This window comes from Aequorivita sinensis (genome assembly GCF_006346335.1).
Lineage (GTDB): Bacteria > Bacteroidota > Bacteroidia > Flavobacteriales > Flavobacteriaceae > Aequorivita > Aequorivita sinensis.
This window is the reverse complement of record NZ_VDMC01000003.1, coordinates 15,736-29,818: the sequence shown is the minus strand read 5'-3', so window position 1 is coordinate 29,818 and position 14,083 is coordinate 15,736. Positions and strand designations below refer to the sequence as shown.

General features: G+C 34.2%; 15 protein-coding genes. 8 read left to right on the top strand and 7 right to left on the bottom strand.

What is annotated here, in order from left to right; all coding sequences use genetic code 11:
* Window positions 1-129: 129 nt before the first annotated feature.
* A complete protein-coding gene (locus FHP04_RS05835; protein WP_139855064.1) occupies window positions 130-1,188 on the top strand; it encodes an SRPBCC family protein in 1,059 nt (352 codons plus the stop codon).
* 1 nt (window position 1,189) lies between these two features.
* Complete coding sequence (gene crcB / locus FHP04_RS05830) at window positions 1,190-1,561, top strand: fluoride efflux transporter CrcB (protein WP_139855063.1); 372 nt, start codon at window positions 1,190-1,192, stop codon at window positions 1,559-1,561.
* On the opposite strand, the gene FHP04_RS05825 is transcribed toward crcB, so the two are convergent.
* From FHP04_RS05825 to FHP04_RS05815, 3 genes are all read right to left on the bottom strand, one after another.
* Window positions 1,558-2,163 carry a DUF1684 domain-containing protein gene (locus FHP04_RS05825; protein WP_139855062.1) on the bottom strand — a complete coding sequence of 202 codons (606 nt, stop codon included), beginning with the start codon at window positions 2,161-2,163 and terminating at the stop codon, window positions 1,558-1,560. The genes crcB and FHP04_RS05825 overlap by 4 nt on opposite strands.
* Before the next feature lie 285 nt (window positions 2,164-2,448).
* Window positions 2,449-2,646 carry a DUF1328 domain-containing protein gene (locus FHP04_RS05820; protein ID WP_139855061.1) on the bottom strand — a complete coding sequence of 66 codons (198 nt, stop codon included), beginning with the start codon at window positions 2,644-2,646 and terminating at the stop codon, window positions 2,449-2,451.
* 94 nt (window positions 2,647-2,740) lie between these two features.
* A complete protein-coding gene (locus tag FHP04_RS05815) occupies window positions 2,741-3,184 on the bottom strand; it encodes an Lrp/AsnC family transcriptional regulator (protein WP_139855060.1) in 444 nt (147 codons plus the stop codon).
* 117 nt (window positions 3,185-3,301) lie between these two features.
* Here FHP04_RS05815 and FHP04_RS05810 point away from each other — a divergent pair, with 117 nt between their 5' ends.
* Window positions 3,302-3,697: a hypothetical protein gene (locus FHP04_RS05810; protein WP_139855059.1), complete on the top strand. Its 396-nt coding sequence runs from the start codon at window positions 3,302-3,304 to the stop codon at window positions 3,695-3,697.
* Between the two features lie 79 nt (window positions 3,698-3,776).
* Window positions 3,777-4,382, top strand: a complete 606-nt coding sequence (locus FHP04_RS05805; protein WP_139855058.1) for a hypothetical protein — start codon at window positions 3,777-3,779, stop codon at window positions 4,380-4,382.
* A gap of 78 nt (window positions 4,383-4,460) precedes the next feature.
* Here the strand turns inward: FHP04_RS05805 and FHP04_RS05800 are convergent, their stop codons facing one another.
* Entirely contained in the window at window positions 4,461-7,886 is a 3,426-nt protein-coding gene (locus FHP04_RS05800; RefSeq protein ID WP_139855057.1) for a methylmalonyl-CoA mutase family protein, read from the bottom strand.
* 155 nt (window positions 7,887-8,041) lie between these two features.
* Here FHP04_RS05800 and FHP04_RS05795 point away from each other — a divergent pair, with 155 nt between their 5' ends.
* From FHP04_RS05795 to FHP04_RS05780, 4 genes are all read left to right on the top strand, one after another.
* Window positions 8,042-8,977 carry a T9SS type A sorting domain-containing protein gene (locus FHP04_RS05795; RefSeq protein ID WP_139855056.1) on the top strand — a complete coding sequence of 312 codons (936 nt, stop codon included), beginning with the start codon at window positions 8,042-8,044 and terminating at the stop codon, window positions 8,975-8,977.
* A 164-nt stretch (window positions 8,978-9,141) separates the two neighbouring features.
* Complete coding sequence (locus FHP04_RS05790; protein WP_139855055.1) at window positions 9,142-10,065, top strand: T9SS type A sorting domain-containing protein; 924 nt, start codon at window positions 9,142-9,144, stop codon at window positions 10,063-10,065.
* Window positions 10,066-10,153: 88 nt separating this feature from the next.
* Window positions 10,154-10,867, top strand: coding sequence for a DUF4197 domain-containing protein (locus FHP04_RS05785; RefSeq protein WP_139855054.1), 714 nt, complete (start codon window positions 10,154-10,156; stop codon window positions 10,865-10,867).
* 121 nt (window positions 10,868-10,988) lie between these two features.
* Complete coding sequence (locus tag FHP04_RS05780) at window positions 10,989-11,168, top strand: Lacal_2735 family protein (protein ID WP_139855053.1); 180 nt, start codon at window positions 10,989-10,991, stop codon at window positions 11,166-11,168.
* Window positions 11,169-11,180: 12 nt separating this feature from the next.
* Here the strand turns inward: FHP04_RS05780 and FHP04_RS05775 are convergent, their stop codons facing one another.
* The 3 genes from FHP04_RS05775 to prfA all read right to left on the bottom strand — a co-directional run bounded on the left by FHP04_RS05775 (window position 11,181) and on the right by prfA (window position 13,973).
* Window positions 11,181-11,960, bottom strand: a complete 780-nt coding sequence (locus tag FHP04_RS05775; protein ID WP_139855052.1) for an ABC transporter substrate-binding protein — start codon at window positions 11,958-11,960, stop codon at window positions 11,181-11,183.
* Window positions 11,947-12,768: an orotidine-5'-phosphate decarboxylase gene (gene pyrF / locus FHP04_RS05770; RefSeq protein ID WP_139855051.1), complete on the bottom strand. Its 822-nt coding sequence runs from the start codon at window positions 12,766-12,768 to the stop codon at window positions 11,947-11,949. The genes FHP04_RS05775 and pyrF overlap by 14 nt, the downstream gene beginning before the upstream one ends.
* A 128-nt stretch (window positions 12,769-12,896) precedes the next feature.
* Window positions 12,897-13,973: a peptide chain release factor 1 gene (gene prfA, locus FHP04_RS05765; protein WP_139855050.1), complete on the bottom strand. Its 1,077-nt coding sequence runs from the start codon at window positions 13,971-13,973 to the stop codon at window positions 12,897-12,899.
* Window positions 13,974-14,083: the final 110 nt, after the last annotated feature.

Genomic DNA, 14,083 nt, shown 5'->3' with positions numbered 1-14,083 from the left:
CAAATGTAATAAAATATTGGTCTCTATATTAATTGGTTTATCACGAATGAAATAGCAGACGTCTATATATAAAAGCTTAGATGAAATTTCCGTATCTTAGCACCTACAACCAACACCAACCTCAAAAACATGAAAATAATTAAGTATTTACTTTTTCTTATTCTCCTGATAGTAATTGGCGGTGCCATTTATTTTGGAACACAGGACGGCTCTTACGACATTAAAGATTCAATGGTTATTAAGGCTCCTCCAGAAGTAGTATTTAATAAAGTAAATGATTATAGAAATTGGGAAACTTGGGGGCCTTGGAAAAAAGAAGATCCTACCATTAGGTTTACTTATGCCGAAAAAACTGCAGGCGAAGGTGCTTCCTACTCTTGGGATGGTGAAATTAATGGTTCAATGAAAACTACCAAGGTTATCCCTAATAAAGAGATCGAACAAGATTTAACGTTAGAAACTCCAGGAGGAGCGCGTCACCCTAAAGTATTTTGGAGTTTTGAAGAAGTTCCTGAAGGAACCAATATTACTTGGAGAATGAAAGGAGAACACACGCTACTTGATAAGTTCTTTTTCTCGATAAGTGGAACCGATTTTAAAGCTCAAGTTCACGAAATGAATATTACTGGTTTGGAAGGAATTGCCAAGGAGGTAGTGGAGGATATGAAGAAATATTCAATAAATGTAGATGGACTTACACAATACGGCGGTGGATATTATATTTACACAACTTCCGTAGCTAGAATGCAAGAACTAGGTGATAAAATGGAACCAATGATGACACAGGTATTAGACTTTGTTTCTAATAATAATTTAAATATGTCGGGGAAACCTTTTACCTTATACAATCAAGTTGACGAAGCAAACAATACTGTTATTTTCTCAACAGGAGTTCCAGTAAGAGAAAAAGTAATTACTCCTGAAGGAAGTCCAGTAGTTTGTGGATTTATGGAGCCTATTTCTGCGGTTAAAATTTCTCTAAAAGGAAACTATAACCACTTGCCAGAAGCTTATACTAAAGGTAATGAATACATTAAAAAGAACGGTTTAGAAATAGACCCTGAGGGTAAAAAATTCGAAGTTTACATTACAGATCCAAATGAAACTGCCAACCCTGCTAATTGGGTAACAGAAGTTTACATTCCAATTATAACGACGCCAAAACCTGATTTAGAAGAAGGTATTTAAAATGAAGCAACTCGTACTAGTTTTTATTGGTGGGGGTTTAGGAAGTACATTGCGCTATGGACTTTCTAAGTTTCTAAACAATGCTGAAACAGGAATACCTTACGGAACATTTGCCACCAATATTCTTGGAAGTTTATTAATTGGAATAATACTAGGACTCGCTTTAAAAAACCAAACTCTTTCTCAGAATACAGTTTTATTTTTAGCTACCGGGTTTTGTGGTGGATTTACTACATTTTCAACCTTTGCTTATGAGAATCACTTATTCTTAAAAAGCGGGGATTTTATGTCATTCGCTTTATATACTATCGCAAGTTTTATAGTTGCATTTGCAATGGTTTTTATCGGAATGTGGGCTGTGAAGTTTTTTTAATGTTTTCCAAAATTCTTAACCCCAGCTTCAATTCGAATTAACAAATCGTTTTCTTTAGGAGGTATAGGACAAGAATATTTTGGGTTATATGCACAATAAGGATTATAGGCTTTATTAAAGTCGATAACAAAAGTATCTCCTTCAGGAATTCGCTGGTCTAAATACCTTCCCCCTCCATAGGAACCGTCTCCACTTGTTAAATCGGTAAACGGCAAAAATAGATAATCCTCATATCCAGGTTCATTATAGGGCTGTGTGTTTTTGAAGAGACTTAAAACAAAACCCTTTCCATCTATACTAAAATGGGCTTCTCCATATTTTACATATTCTGGAGTTCTAGTTGTAGTGGTTGGCATTAAAAATGGTTTTTCGTCTGGGGTACGCACAAACCTAGCATTCACAATATATTTTTCATCAATTGGATAAAAATCTAATTCTTTAAAAGTTCGAAAATCTTCGGGAGTGAGAATTGTTGTTTCGGGATTAGCGAATTCACTATTTAATTTTACCTGTGCTTTTAGACTTTCTAAAACTAATGCTTCACTTTGAGTAAAACCTAAGGATGTGATTAGTAAAAATGAAAAGAGTAATAAATTCTTCATAAAAAGTTTTTAGTAAAAATAGAAAAGAATTTTAAAATTCGTAATTATTTATCGATCAGACGAAAAAATATTTAATATTTAAACTTCTCACCAATTAATTTCTTCTATTACCGCAAAATTTACACAGAATTAATTTGTACAGTATTCAGCTACAAGAAGATGAAGAAAAGCGCTATTGGCCAAATGTGGAAAAGGCTAGAGCTTGGAAATAGGAATACAAGGGAAATATAGCTTTACTTTAAGCTTATATAATTCATTTAAAATAAAAAAAGGCGAATACTAATCTTAAGATTGTGACTCTTTTTTAAGCCTTTTATTTTTACGACTAACAATTACTGCATCTAAACAAGAAATCATCAAGGCAATTCCCGCAAACAAACAAATTATTCGAACCAACTTATCACCAGGAAACTCTAATCCTGTAAAACCCAATAGTGCTGTAACAATAGTTATAATCAAAAAATGAATCGTATAGTTTTTCATGGTATATGTTTTAATTAGAGAATCAAAAATACTTCATACATAGCTCCACAAGTCTTAACAAGATTCTAATTGTAACAATTTTAACATCAGCTAGCTACTTCACAGGTTTTAGTGCATTGTTTTTTACAACATGTGAAAGTACTATCTGAGTTTTAGTTTCACCATAAAAAATAAGTTGGTCTATAAAAGACTCTAAATGTTTTTGATTTTTTAAAACAACTTCCATTACAATATTTTCATTTCCTGTAATGCGATAGCAGTTTATAACCTCATCGTATGTTTTTACTATTTCAAGAAAAGGTTTCAATTTACCCATAAAAGCGCGAAGTGTGATAATGGCTTTAAATTGATACCCCGCTTCCATAGGAGAAACATCTGTAAAATAACCAGTTATAATATTAGAGTCTTCCATTTTTTTAATACGTTCAGAAACTGCAGGAGAACTAATACCTACCTCCCTCCCGATTTCGGTGTTTGGCTGACGTGCATTTCTTTGAAGACACTTCAGTATTTTCCAGTTTAAAGAATCTATACTCATATTAAAGTTTTAATCAATTTTTACTTAATATTTAAAGCAAATATACATTTTTACTTTAATATCAATTATGAATTAAAGTTTCTTGTCGCTAAATTTGATACACTTTAAAATTATAAAATGTCAGCTCATACTTACGGAAATAATAAACATTCAGCGATGTACCTAAAAGCAATGGAAATTTTTTCATTAGCTCGTAACATCTCTACATACCTAAGTTATGATTTAGCAGGAATTCAGAAAAACGGAAAAGAAGATCCTAATATTTATTTCAGTGGCGATATTGTTCAACAATCAGTATCACTTGGACCTAAAATTTTAAAAGCAGAAAGTCAACCTTTTTCTGAAGAAAAACACAAGCATGCAGCTTCTGTGATTCACTTATCTAATTTGTTATACAAAAACTGCGAACGCTTAGAGAAAGTTAATAGCAATGGTAAAGATTTTCTTCCGTTACTAAGGAAAGAAATCAAGAAATTTCGCAAACTTCAACATACCTGGCAATTAACTCTTTAACATTTAGAGTTCTACTTTTCATTTTCTATATCAGAAACCTATCGTTACCTTTGTAAAAGGAATGTATTAATGCCTTATTATGTTTGAAGACGACGATTTTGATTCTATGGAGCACCACAACCACGTGAGGCAAATGCCTATTTATATAAAAGCCGAGGAAATTTCAAACCTTGTCTATCACCTTGTAAAATCTGTAGAAAACACCGATATAAAGTATAAACGCAAAGGCGAAAAGAAATTAATGGAGTATAATTTGAGTTATATGATGGAAAACTCACTTATTATTCCAACCAAAATTATGGGTGCAGAAAGCGTTGATGCTTACGACCTTAAAATGGAAAATGCCACCATAATTCGTAAATCAGCTCGCGAAATTATCAACGACCTTCAAGGAATTGAAATGTTAGGCTTTGATGAAATTGAATACCTTGATTTACTTCGAAAAGAAGTTGAAACCTTCCGTGTTCTTTTTGCTGAATGGGTGAAGACCTTTGATCCTTGGGATTACACTATAGATCGTTGGGGGCTTTTTAATCCGCCAGGTATAAATTACGACGACCACAGCCCTGAAGATGACATCCCTTTTGATTCAGAAAATATTTTTGAAGATTTTTTTGATGATTATGAAGATGAGGATTGGGAAGATCTAGAAGATGAAGATAGTGAAACTGAGGAAGAAGAATAACAACAATTTTTAATTTTAAAATATAAACCCCGACAATCTAATTAGAATGTCGGGGTTTATTATTATTAATTATTATTTCTACATATTACGTCTATACTGCCCACCTACTTTAAATAAGGCTTCGGTAATTTGCCCTAACGAACAAACCTTTGTTGCTTCCATAAGTTCTTCAAATATGTTTTTATTGTGAATTGCTGCAGTCTGCACTTTTTCAATTGCATCCGTTGCTTTTCCATCATACATTTTATGAAGACTTTGAAGTGTTTTAATTTGAACCTGCTTCTCTTCCTCGGTTGCGCGAATTACTTCAGCAGGAAGAACGGTTGGCGAACCTTTACTACTTAAAAAAGTATTTACTCCAATAATCGGGAATTCACCATTGTGCTTTAAAGTTTCATAATACAAACTCTCTTCTTGAATTTTGCTGCGTTGGTACATAGTTTCCATTGCACCAAGAACTCCTCCACGCTCAGTAATACTATCAAATTCTTTTAATACAGCTTCTTCTACTAAATCGGTTAACTCTTCAATAATGAAAGATCCTTGAATTGGGTTTTCATTTTTAGCAAGCCCTAATTCCTTATTGATAATTAACTGAATTGCCATTGCACGACGTACACTTTCTTCTGTAGGTGTTGTAATAGCCTCATCGTAAGCATTTGTATGCAGTGAATTACAGTTATCATAAATAGCGTAAAGCGCTTGTAATGTAGTACGAATATCATTAAAGTCTATTTCCTGCGCGTGTAATGAACGTCCAGAAGTTTGAATGTGATACTTCAGCATTTGAGCTCTTGGGTTTGCACCATACTTCTCTTTTAATGCTTTTGCCCAAATCTTTCTAGCTACTCGACCAATAACTGCATATTCAGGGTCGATACCATTACTAAAGAAAAATGAAAGGTTTGGACCAAACTCGTTGATGTCCATCCCACGGCTCAAGTAATATTCTACATAAGTAAAACCATTTGCTAGAGTAAATGCCAACTGAGTAATTGGGTTAGCTCCTGCTTCGGCAATGTGGTAACCACTAATAGAAACAGAATAGAAGTTTCTTACTTTCTTTTCGATAAAATACTCCTGAACATCCCCCATCAATCTAAGGGCAAATTCTGTAGAGAATATACAAGTATTTTGCGCTTGATCTTCTTTTAAAATATCTGCTTGAACGGTACCGCGAACCTGTTGTAGTGTTTCGTATTTAATTTTGTTGTAAACATCAGCATCTAATACTTGATCTCCCGTTAAACCGAGTAGCATCAATCCTAAACCGTTATTTCCTTCTGGTAACTCTCCATGGTATTTAGGACGTTCAATACCTTTATCCTTGTAAATTTTATTGATTTTCTTTTCAACATCTGCCTCGAGACCGTTTTCAACAATGTACTTCTCACAATTCTGATCGATAGCTGCATTCATGAAGAACCCTAAAAGCATAGGTGCAGGACCATTAATCGTCATACTCACAGATGTCATTGCGTGACTTAAATCAAAACCAGAGTAAAGTTTCTTGGCGTCGTCTAAACAGCAAATAGAAACTCCCGCGTTACCGATTTTCCCATAAATATCCGGTCTTAAATCAGGGTCATTACCATATAAGGTAACACTATCAAAAGCAGTAGAAAGCCTTTTTGCAGGCAATCCCATACTTACGTAGTGAAAACGTCTATTTGTACGCTCTGGTCCACCCTCACCTGCGAACATTCTTGCAGGATCCTCACCAGTTCTTTTAAAAGGATATAAACCAGAAGTATAAGGGAATTCTCCTGGAACATTTTCTTGAAGTACCCATCTTAAAATATCGCCCCAAGCTTGATATTTTGGCAAAGCAACTTTTGGGATTTGTGAATGTGAAAGCGACTCGGTATGTGTTTCAATCTTAATTTCTTTGTCGCGAACTTTAAAACTATAGATTGGATTTTTATATTTATTTACTTTTTCATTCCAACCGGTGATAACCTCCCAGTTGTAGGGGTCTAAATTCAACTTTTCACGATCAAATTCAGCAAGTAATAATTTTAATAGATCTTTATTGGCTTCCGAATCGTCAATAAATTCAGAAACTATCCCAGCTTTATCCAATTCTGGTGTTTTTCCAGAAATCGATTCTATAGCTTTATAGATTCCATAAAGTTTTTGGGCAACTTCAGATTGCTCTGAAGCTTTTTTGTCGTAAGCTCTGTTGTTTTCAGCAATTTCAGATAAGTATCGCGTTCTTGATGGTGGGATCACAAAAACCTTCTCATCCATTTCTTCTGGAACTTGAAAATCACTTTTAAGATCTCCCTCAGTTTTTTCTGAAATAGTTTCCATAATTGCTTTATACAGCGTGTTCATTCCAGGATCGTTAAACTGGGACGCTATTGTTCCATAAACAGGGAGCTCGTCTTGTGGAGTTTCCCATAGGTGATGGTTACGTACATATTGTTTTTTAACATCGCGTAGTGCATCTAAAGAACCGCGCTTGTCAAACTTGTTAATTGCCACTAAGTCGGCAAAATCTAACATATCAATTTTCTCAAGCTGAGTTGCCGCACCAAATTCAGGAGTCATTACATATAATGAAACATCACTGTGCTCTAATATTTCGGTGTCGCTCTGCCCAATACCTGAAGTTTCAAGTATGATTAAATCGAAATTAGCAGCTTTTAAAACCTGAATGGCCTCAGCTACGTATTTAGACAATGCAAGATTACTTTGTCTTGTAGCCAAACTACGCATATATACTCTTGGAGAGTTAATAGCGTTCATACGAATTCGGTCTCCTAATAAAGCCCCACCCGTTTTTCTCTTTGATGGATCTACAGAAACAATTCCAATAGTTTTTTCAGGGAAATCAATTAGAAATCTTCTTACTAATTCATCAACTAATGAAGATTTACCCGCTCCTCCTGTTCCAGTAATACCTAATACAGGAGTTGTATTTTTTTCGTTTATTTCGTGAATTTTATCAAGCGCATCTTTTGCGATTTCTGGGAAATTTTCAGCAGCAGAAATTAAGCGAGCAATAGAACCGATTTCCTTATTTGGAAGATTCTCTAGTTCATTATTAAGTTTATCACCAATAGCAAAGTCTGATTGTTTAACTAAATCGTTAATCATTCCCTGCAACCCCATTTCTCTACCATCATCAGGCGCATAAATACGAGTGATACCGTAATCCATCAATTCTTTTATCTCTGATGGAAGAATAACACCACCACCACCACCAAATATCTTAATATGACTCGCCCCTTTTTCCTTTAGAAGGTCGTACATATATTTAAAGTATTCGTTGTGCCCTCCCTGGTAGGAAGTCATAGCTATAGCATTCGCATCTTCTTGGATTGCCGTATTTACCACTTCTTCTACACTGCGGTCGTGACCTATGTGTATAACCTCAACACCAGTGGACTGAATAATTCGTCTCATTATATTAATAGCGGCATCATGTCCATCAAAAAGAGATGCTGCAGTTACAATACGTACTTTATGTTCAGGGGTATATGGCTTAATGTTTTGCATAATAATTTCTACTTGTAAATTAATAGGCAAATTTAATTAAAACCATACGAACTAAACAGCTATATGTAATAATGATAATTTTAAAAAATATTATGACAATAAATCATTTTATCGTATCTTAGAGTATTAATTTCTTAATCTAAATATAAAATATTATGAAAAAAATCTACTTATTAGCATTTGCTTTAGGAGCATTTGCTTTTTCTACTCAAGCTCAAGTAGAATTAACCGACGATTTCGAATCTTATACGGTGGGCGATGTATCACCACAAGCAGATCATTGGCGTACTTGGTCTGGTAATAGTGGAGGTGCTGAAGATGCCGACGTAACAGACGATGAAGCCTTGTCCGGAATCAAATCATTACATATTGACGGATCTGGAATTACAGATATGATTCTGTTAACTCCTACGGCCCCTATGTTTGGAACATATACAATTCAATGGTACTCATATATTCCTGCTGGAGCTTCTGGTTATTTTAACATGCAGGCAGCATTGAGCGCAAGTGGTTCGGCATGGACACAAGCTCTTATGGGAGGAAACGTTTATTTTAATTGTAGTGGTTCAGAAGCTGGACAAGGAGGAGTAACTGGACAAACAGATTGCTCTACCTATGACCAAGTTTTTACTTTTCCAGAAGACCAATGGTTTAAAACAACCTGTGTTTATGATTTAGATAACCAGGTTTGGGACATGTTTATAGATGGACAACAAGTGATTTTCGCACAAGTATTTGAATTTGGAGGTCAAGTATTTACAGAATTAGCTGGAATTGACTTCTATTCCGCCAGCCCAAACAACGATATGTATATAGATGATATAATTATGGCTTCTGGGATTTTAAGTACAGAAAATTTTACTGAAGATAAATTCTCTGTATATCCTAACCCTGTAAAAGACATACTAAACATAGAATCTGCAGCTTCAGTAGATAAAATAACTGTTTATGATGTTTTAGGAAAAGTTGTGCTTCAAGAGAAGCCAGGAAAAATTTCTCCTACAGTTAATATGGGCAGCTTTTCTTCAGGAACATATATGGTTAAAGTAACTATCGGAAACAACTCAAAAATTGTAAAAATCGTAAAATAAAAAAGAGTTTTAAATGTTTAATTTTAAAAAGGTCCTTAAGTTTTAAGGGCTTTTTTTATTTCATAAAACTTATTTTTTTTCAATAAAAACATCAAAACATCTTTTTTTTAAATCATTTTATTATATATTAGACCCTCATAAAATCAAACAAACTATAAAATATTATGAAAAAAATTTACTTATTAGCATTTACCTTAGGAGCATTTAGTTTATCTACATCTTATGGTCAAATTGACCAACAAGATGATCTTGAAAGCTATTCTCCTGGTCCTATTTCATCTCAAGCTGACTATTGGAAAACTTGGTCTGGAGAGGAAGGTGGCCCAGAAGATGGTATCGTTGCCTTAGACCAATCTAACTCAGGTTCACAGTCTTTATTAATTGATGAAGTTGGGGCTCCTGCTGGTAAAGACCAATTGTATCTTATCGATAGCCAACCAGACACCGATATCTATACTGTAAGATTTAGCATGTACATTCCATCTGGAAAAGAAGGATATTTCAACTTACAAGGAGAAACACCTGCAGGTAGCCAAGGTGATGGTTCATTCTTAAGCCCTGATATTTATTTTAATCCAGACAATATGACTCCAGGTCAAGGTCAAGTTGCTGATGGATCTGCTACTTGGGCTTTCCCTCATGACGCATGGTTTCCAGTAGAATTAATTTTAGATCTTGACAATAAAACACTTCAAATGAATGTAGATGGTTTACCAGCTATTTTAGAAGGAACTCCATTTAACGATATGGCAGTACCTTATTTTGGAGCTATTGACTTTTACGCACCTAGCGAGTTTACAACTTACTACATTGATGATGTAGTTACAGCTTTTGGCTTACTAAGTACTGAAGATTTTAAAGCTGATAAATTCTCTGTATACCCTAACCCAGTGAAAGACTTCTTAAATATAGAAACTGTTAATGCTGTAGACCAAGTAGTTATTTACGATGTATTAGGAAAAGTTGTACTTCAAGAAAACCCAAGCACAATTTCTCCAAGAATTAACATGAGTAACCTTCCAACTGGTGCTTATTTAGTTAAAGTAAAAATTGGAAACAGCTCTAAAACTGTAAAAGTTCTTAAATAAGAATTTTAAAATAAGTTTATAATTAAAAGACCCTTCACATTGAAGGGTCTTTTTTTATCTTTGAGGTTTCTATAAAAACACAATCAAGATGTATTTAAAAAAATTTATTCTTTTTATTAGTGTATTCACGCTAGTTTCATGCGCTGAACTACAGCAAGTAGTAAACACCCTACCAACTGACACAGGTATAGGTATGGACCCTCAACTAATAGGAAATGGTCTTAGAGAAGCTTTAGATAAAGGAATAGATAAACAAGTAACAAAGCTAACAAACAAGGATGGCTTTTATAAAAATCAACTCGTGAAGATTATGTTGCCTTCAGAGTTGCAGAAGGTAGATCAAACCCTACGCGATATAGGCCTTGGAAGTCTTGCCGATGAAGGGATTAAAGCATTAAACCGCGCTGCTGAAGATGCTGTAAAAGAAGCTACTCCTATATTTGTAAGCGCAGTAATGCAAATTACCTTTACGGATGCAAAAAACATTCTTCTAGGCCCAGATAATGCAGCCACTAATTATTTAGAACAACGCACTAACACTGCTTTATATTCAAAATTTAATCCTGTAATAAAAAACTCTTTTGCTAAAGTTGGAGCAGATCAAATTTGGACAAATATTATTACAAGATACAATTCAGTTCCTTTTGTTACTAAAGTAAATCCAGATTTAACCGACTATGTAACCAACGAAGCTTTAAAAGGTGTTTATACGATGATTAGTGTAGAGGAAAAAGATATTAGAAACAATATCGGTGCAAGAACCACAAAATTACTCAGACAGGTATTTGCTATGCAGGATTAATATCCTTAATTAATTAACAGTATAAATCACTAAGCAACTTTATTTTAGGAGACTATTAACCAAGCCTTTGTAACATTTTGGCTTTATACAAATTATCTTTGCATTTGTAAAAAATGCGGCAATGACTAATTTGTTTAGAAAAAAATCGAAGCTTGAAAAACTAGAAGAAAAATACACTCTTTTAATGAAGAAATCTTTTGAAACTTCTCTAAAAGATGTCGATAAAAGTGAATTATTTCAAAGTCAAGCCGATAAAATTAAAAGTGAAATACAAAGGCTTTCATTGAACAGCCATTCTTAATTGATTCACATATTAGCTTTCGTGCAGTCTTTTAAAGTACTCAAACGCTTTTGTCATTCTACTACCATACCAACTAAAGAATTCTCCATCTACTAATTTAACTTCAGCTTTAAATTCTTTTTGAAATTCTGAAACGTGTTTTTGTTTAAAAGGAAATGGTTCTGTGGAAAGTAAAATGGTTTCAGCCTGCCGTAATAATTCTTCTCGAACTTCAGGATAACGTGAGTTTTCATCAGTAAAGAGATTATCAAACCTATTTAATTCTAGCAATTCATTGATGAATGTATCTCTTCCTGCAGCCATATACGGATCTTTCCATATTAGGTAAACTACTTTTTTTATAGGAAGTTTCTCAGAAAATGCTCTGAAGGCCTTCAATTCGGATAAAATTTTTGAACTTATTTCTAATGCAGATTGCGAGACTTCAAACACCTCCCCTAACCTATTTATCATCTCAATACATTCAGAAATATTTGAGATATCACTTACCCAAACTGGAGCTATTTTCTCTAACTCAATTACTATTTCTTCAGTATTTTCTTCTTTATTACAAATTACAATGTCTGGATTAAGAGCTTTCACCTTCTCGAAGTGTACATTTTTTGTACCTCCAACAATTGACTTTTCCTTCCGAAGCTTATTAGGGTGCACACAAAACTTGGTTACCCCAACTATATTGTCGCGTAAACCTAAATCTACCAATAATTCGGTTTGCGAAGGCACCAAGGAAACAATTCGAGTGGGAGTTTTGCTAAGTTTTACAACTCTATTTAACTGATCAATGAATTCCATCTAAAATGGTTTTCATTTCAGTTTGCATTTTCATTGCTACTTCAGCAGCAGCATCGGCAAAATCAATTTTATTTGAAGCGTAAATTATACCTCTTGAAGAGTTTATTAATAAACCAATGTTTTCAGACATTCCATATTTACAAACATCTTGTAGATTTCCGCCTTGAGCTCCTACACCAGGAACCAATAAAAAGCTATTAGGCACAATTTTGCGAATGTCTGCTAAGTACTCTGCTTTAGTTGCTCCAACTACGTACATTAAGTTTTCACTATTGCCCCAAGCTTTAGAAGTTTCCAAAACCTCTTTATAGAGTTCTTGTTGCCCAACATTTTTTGTTTGAAAATCAAAAGCACCTTCATTTGAAGTAAGTGCAAGTAAAATTGTATGCTTGTCTTTAAAATCTAGAAAAGGTTCTACAGAGTCTTTACCCATATAGGGAGCAACAGTAATCGAATCGAATCCCAAGTCTTCAAAGAAAGCTTTTGCATACCTTGAAGATGTATTGCCTATATCACCGCGTTTTGCATCTGCAATGGTAAAGATTTCTGGATAATTTTTATTTAAATAAGAAATCGTCTTTTCCAGGGATTTCCATCCTTTTAAACCATAAGCCTCATAAAAAGCAGTATTTGGCTTATACGCCACTGCATATTGATGTGTAGCATCTATAATAGCTTTATTAAATGCAAAAATCGGGTCTTCTTCCTTTAAAAGAAATTCCGGAATTTTATCAAGATCTACATCAAGTCCAACGCAAAGAAAAGATTTCTTCCTTTTTATTTCTGAAATTAATTGTTGGGTAGTCATTAGGGTTAATTTAAATCTGATGAAAGTTTATGGTAAAGTATCGGTAAATTAAATAGAAGTGAAATTAACCAACTACGATTAATAGTTGGTTAATCCCTACTTTATAAGACTTGTAACGCTAAACTGTTTTAAAATGTTTCGCCTGTTTCTTTTAGTTTTTCTGTATTACTCACCAATTGCAATTCGTCTATTATTTCTTGGATATCTCCATTCATAATATTACCCAAGTTGTAAAGAGTAAGGTTTATTCTATGGTCGGTTACACGTCCTTGTGAGTAGTTATATGTTCTAATTTTAGCACTACGATCTCCACTTGTTACCATAGAACCTCTTTTAAGAGCATCTTCAGCTTGTTTTTTAGCCAATTCCATATCATACAAACGTGAACGAAGTACTCTAAAGGCTTTTTCCTTGTTTTTGTGCTGCGATTTTTGATCTTGACACTGGGCAACCAATCCTGTTGGAACGTGAGTTAAACGCACAGCAGAATAGGTAGTGTTAACAGACTGCCCACCTGGTCCAGAAGAACAGAAGAAATCTACCCTTACATCTTTTGGGTTTATTTCAATATCAAATTCTTCAGCTTCTGGAAACACCATAACCGTAGCAGCACTTGTATGTACACGTCCTTGAGTTTCGGTTTGTGGTACTCGTTGTACACGGTGTACCCCAGCTTCAAACTTTAGAGTGCCATAAACATCATCACCTTCAATTTCAAACTGAATTTCTTTAAAACCTCCGCTAGTACCTTCACTTAAATCTATAACGTTTGTCTTCCAACCTTTACCTTCACAATACTTTGTGTACATTCTGAAAAGGTCTCCTGCAAATATACTTGCTTCATCACCACCCGTACCCGCGCGAATTTCCATAACGGCGTTCTTAGAGTCTTCAGGATCTTTAGGCACTAAAAGGAATTTAATTTCCTCTTCTAATTGAGGCAAACGAGTTGACGCTTCGTCTAGTTGCAACTTTGCCATTTCAACCATTTCCGCATCACTTCCATCTGAAATGATTTCTTGAGCTTCATTAATATTATCAGTAAGTTCAAGATATTCTGATCTTTTATCCATCAAAACTCTTAAGTCTTTATACTCTTTATTCAATTGAATATACCTCTTTTGGTCACTGATTATATCTGGTTGAATGATAAGGTCACTCACCTCATCGAAACGCTGTTTTATTATTTGAAGCCTGTCTAACATATATTTTTATAATGAATGGCAAATTTACAATTTTTTAGTCGAAATTATTTCGATTGAAAAAATGAAATTATTTCTTGAAGAAACCTGAAGTTTCTAAATCTATTTTGTGG

Bases quoted from the DNA above. Each gene is read 5' to 3' on its own strand.
- FHP04_RS05835 (WP_139855064.1), top strand. From the start codon at position 130: ATGAAAATAATTAAGTATTTACTTTTTCTTATTCTCCTGATAGTAATT.
- crcB (WP_139855063.1), top strand. From the start codon at position 1,190: ATGAAGCAACTCGTACTAGTTTTTATTGGTGGGGGTTTAGGAAGTACA.
- FHP04_RS05825 (WP_139855062.1), bottom strand. From the start codon at position 2,163: ATGAAGAATTTATTACTCTTTTCATTTTTACTAATCACATCCTTAGGT.
- FHP04_RS05820 (WP_139855061.1), bottom strand. From the start codon at position 2,646: ATGAAAAACTATACGATTCATTTTTTGATTATAACTATTGTTACAGCA.
- FHP04_RS05815 (WP_139855060.1), bottom strand. From the start codon at position 3,184: ATGAGTATAGATTCTTTAAACTGGAAAATACTGAAGTGTCTTCAAAGA.
- FHP04_RS05810 (WP_139855059.1), top strand. From the start codon at position 3,302: ATGTCAGCTCATACTTACGGAAATAATAAACATTCAGCGATGTACCTA.
- FHP04_RS05805 (WP_139855058.1), top strand. From the start codon at position 3,777: ATGTTTGAAGACGACGATTTTGATTCTATGGAGCACCACAACCACGTG.
- FHP04_RS05800 (WP_139855057.1), bottom strand. From the start codon at position 7,886: ATGCAAAACATTAAGCCATATACCCCTGAACATAAAGTACGTATTGTA.
- FHP04_RS05795 (WP_139855056.1), top strand. From the start codon at position 8,042: ATGAAAAAAATCTACTTATTAGCATTTGCTTTAGGAGCATTTGCTTTT.
- FHP04_RS05790 (WP_139855055.1), top strand. From the start codon at position 9,142: ATGAAAAAAATTTACTTATTAGCATTTACCTTAGGAGCATTTAGTTTA.
- FHP04_RS05785 (WP_139855054.1), top strand. From the start codon at position 10,154: ATGTATTTAAAAAAATTTATTCTTTTTATTAGTGTATTCACGCTAGTT.
- FHP04_RS05780 (WP_139855053.1), top strand. From the start codon at position 10,989: ATGACTAATTTGTTTAGAAAAAAATCGAAGCTTGAAAAACTAGAAGAA.
- FHP04_RS05775 (WP_139855052.1), bottom strand. From the start codon at position 11,960: ATGGAATTCATTGATCAGTTAAATAGAGTTGTAAAACTTAGCAAAACT.
- pyrF (WP_139855051.1), bottom strand. From the start codon at position 12,768: ATGACTACCCAACAATTAATTTCAGAAATAAAAAGGAAGAAATCTTTT.
- prfA (WP_139855050.1), bottom strand. From the start codon at position 13,973: ATGTTAGACAGGCTTCAAATAATAAAACAGCGTTTCGATGAGGTGAGT.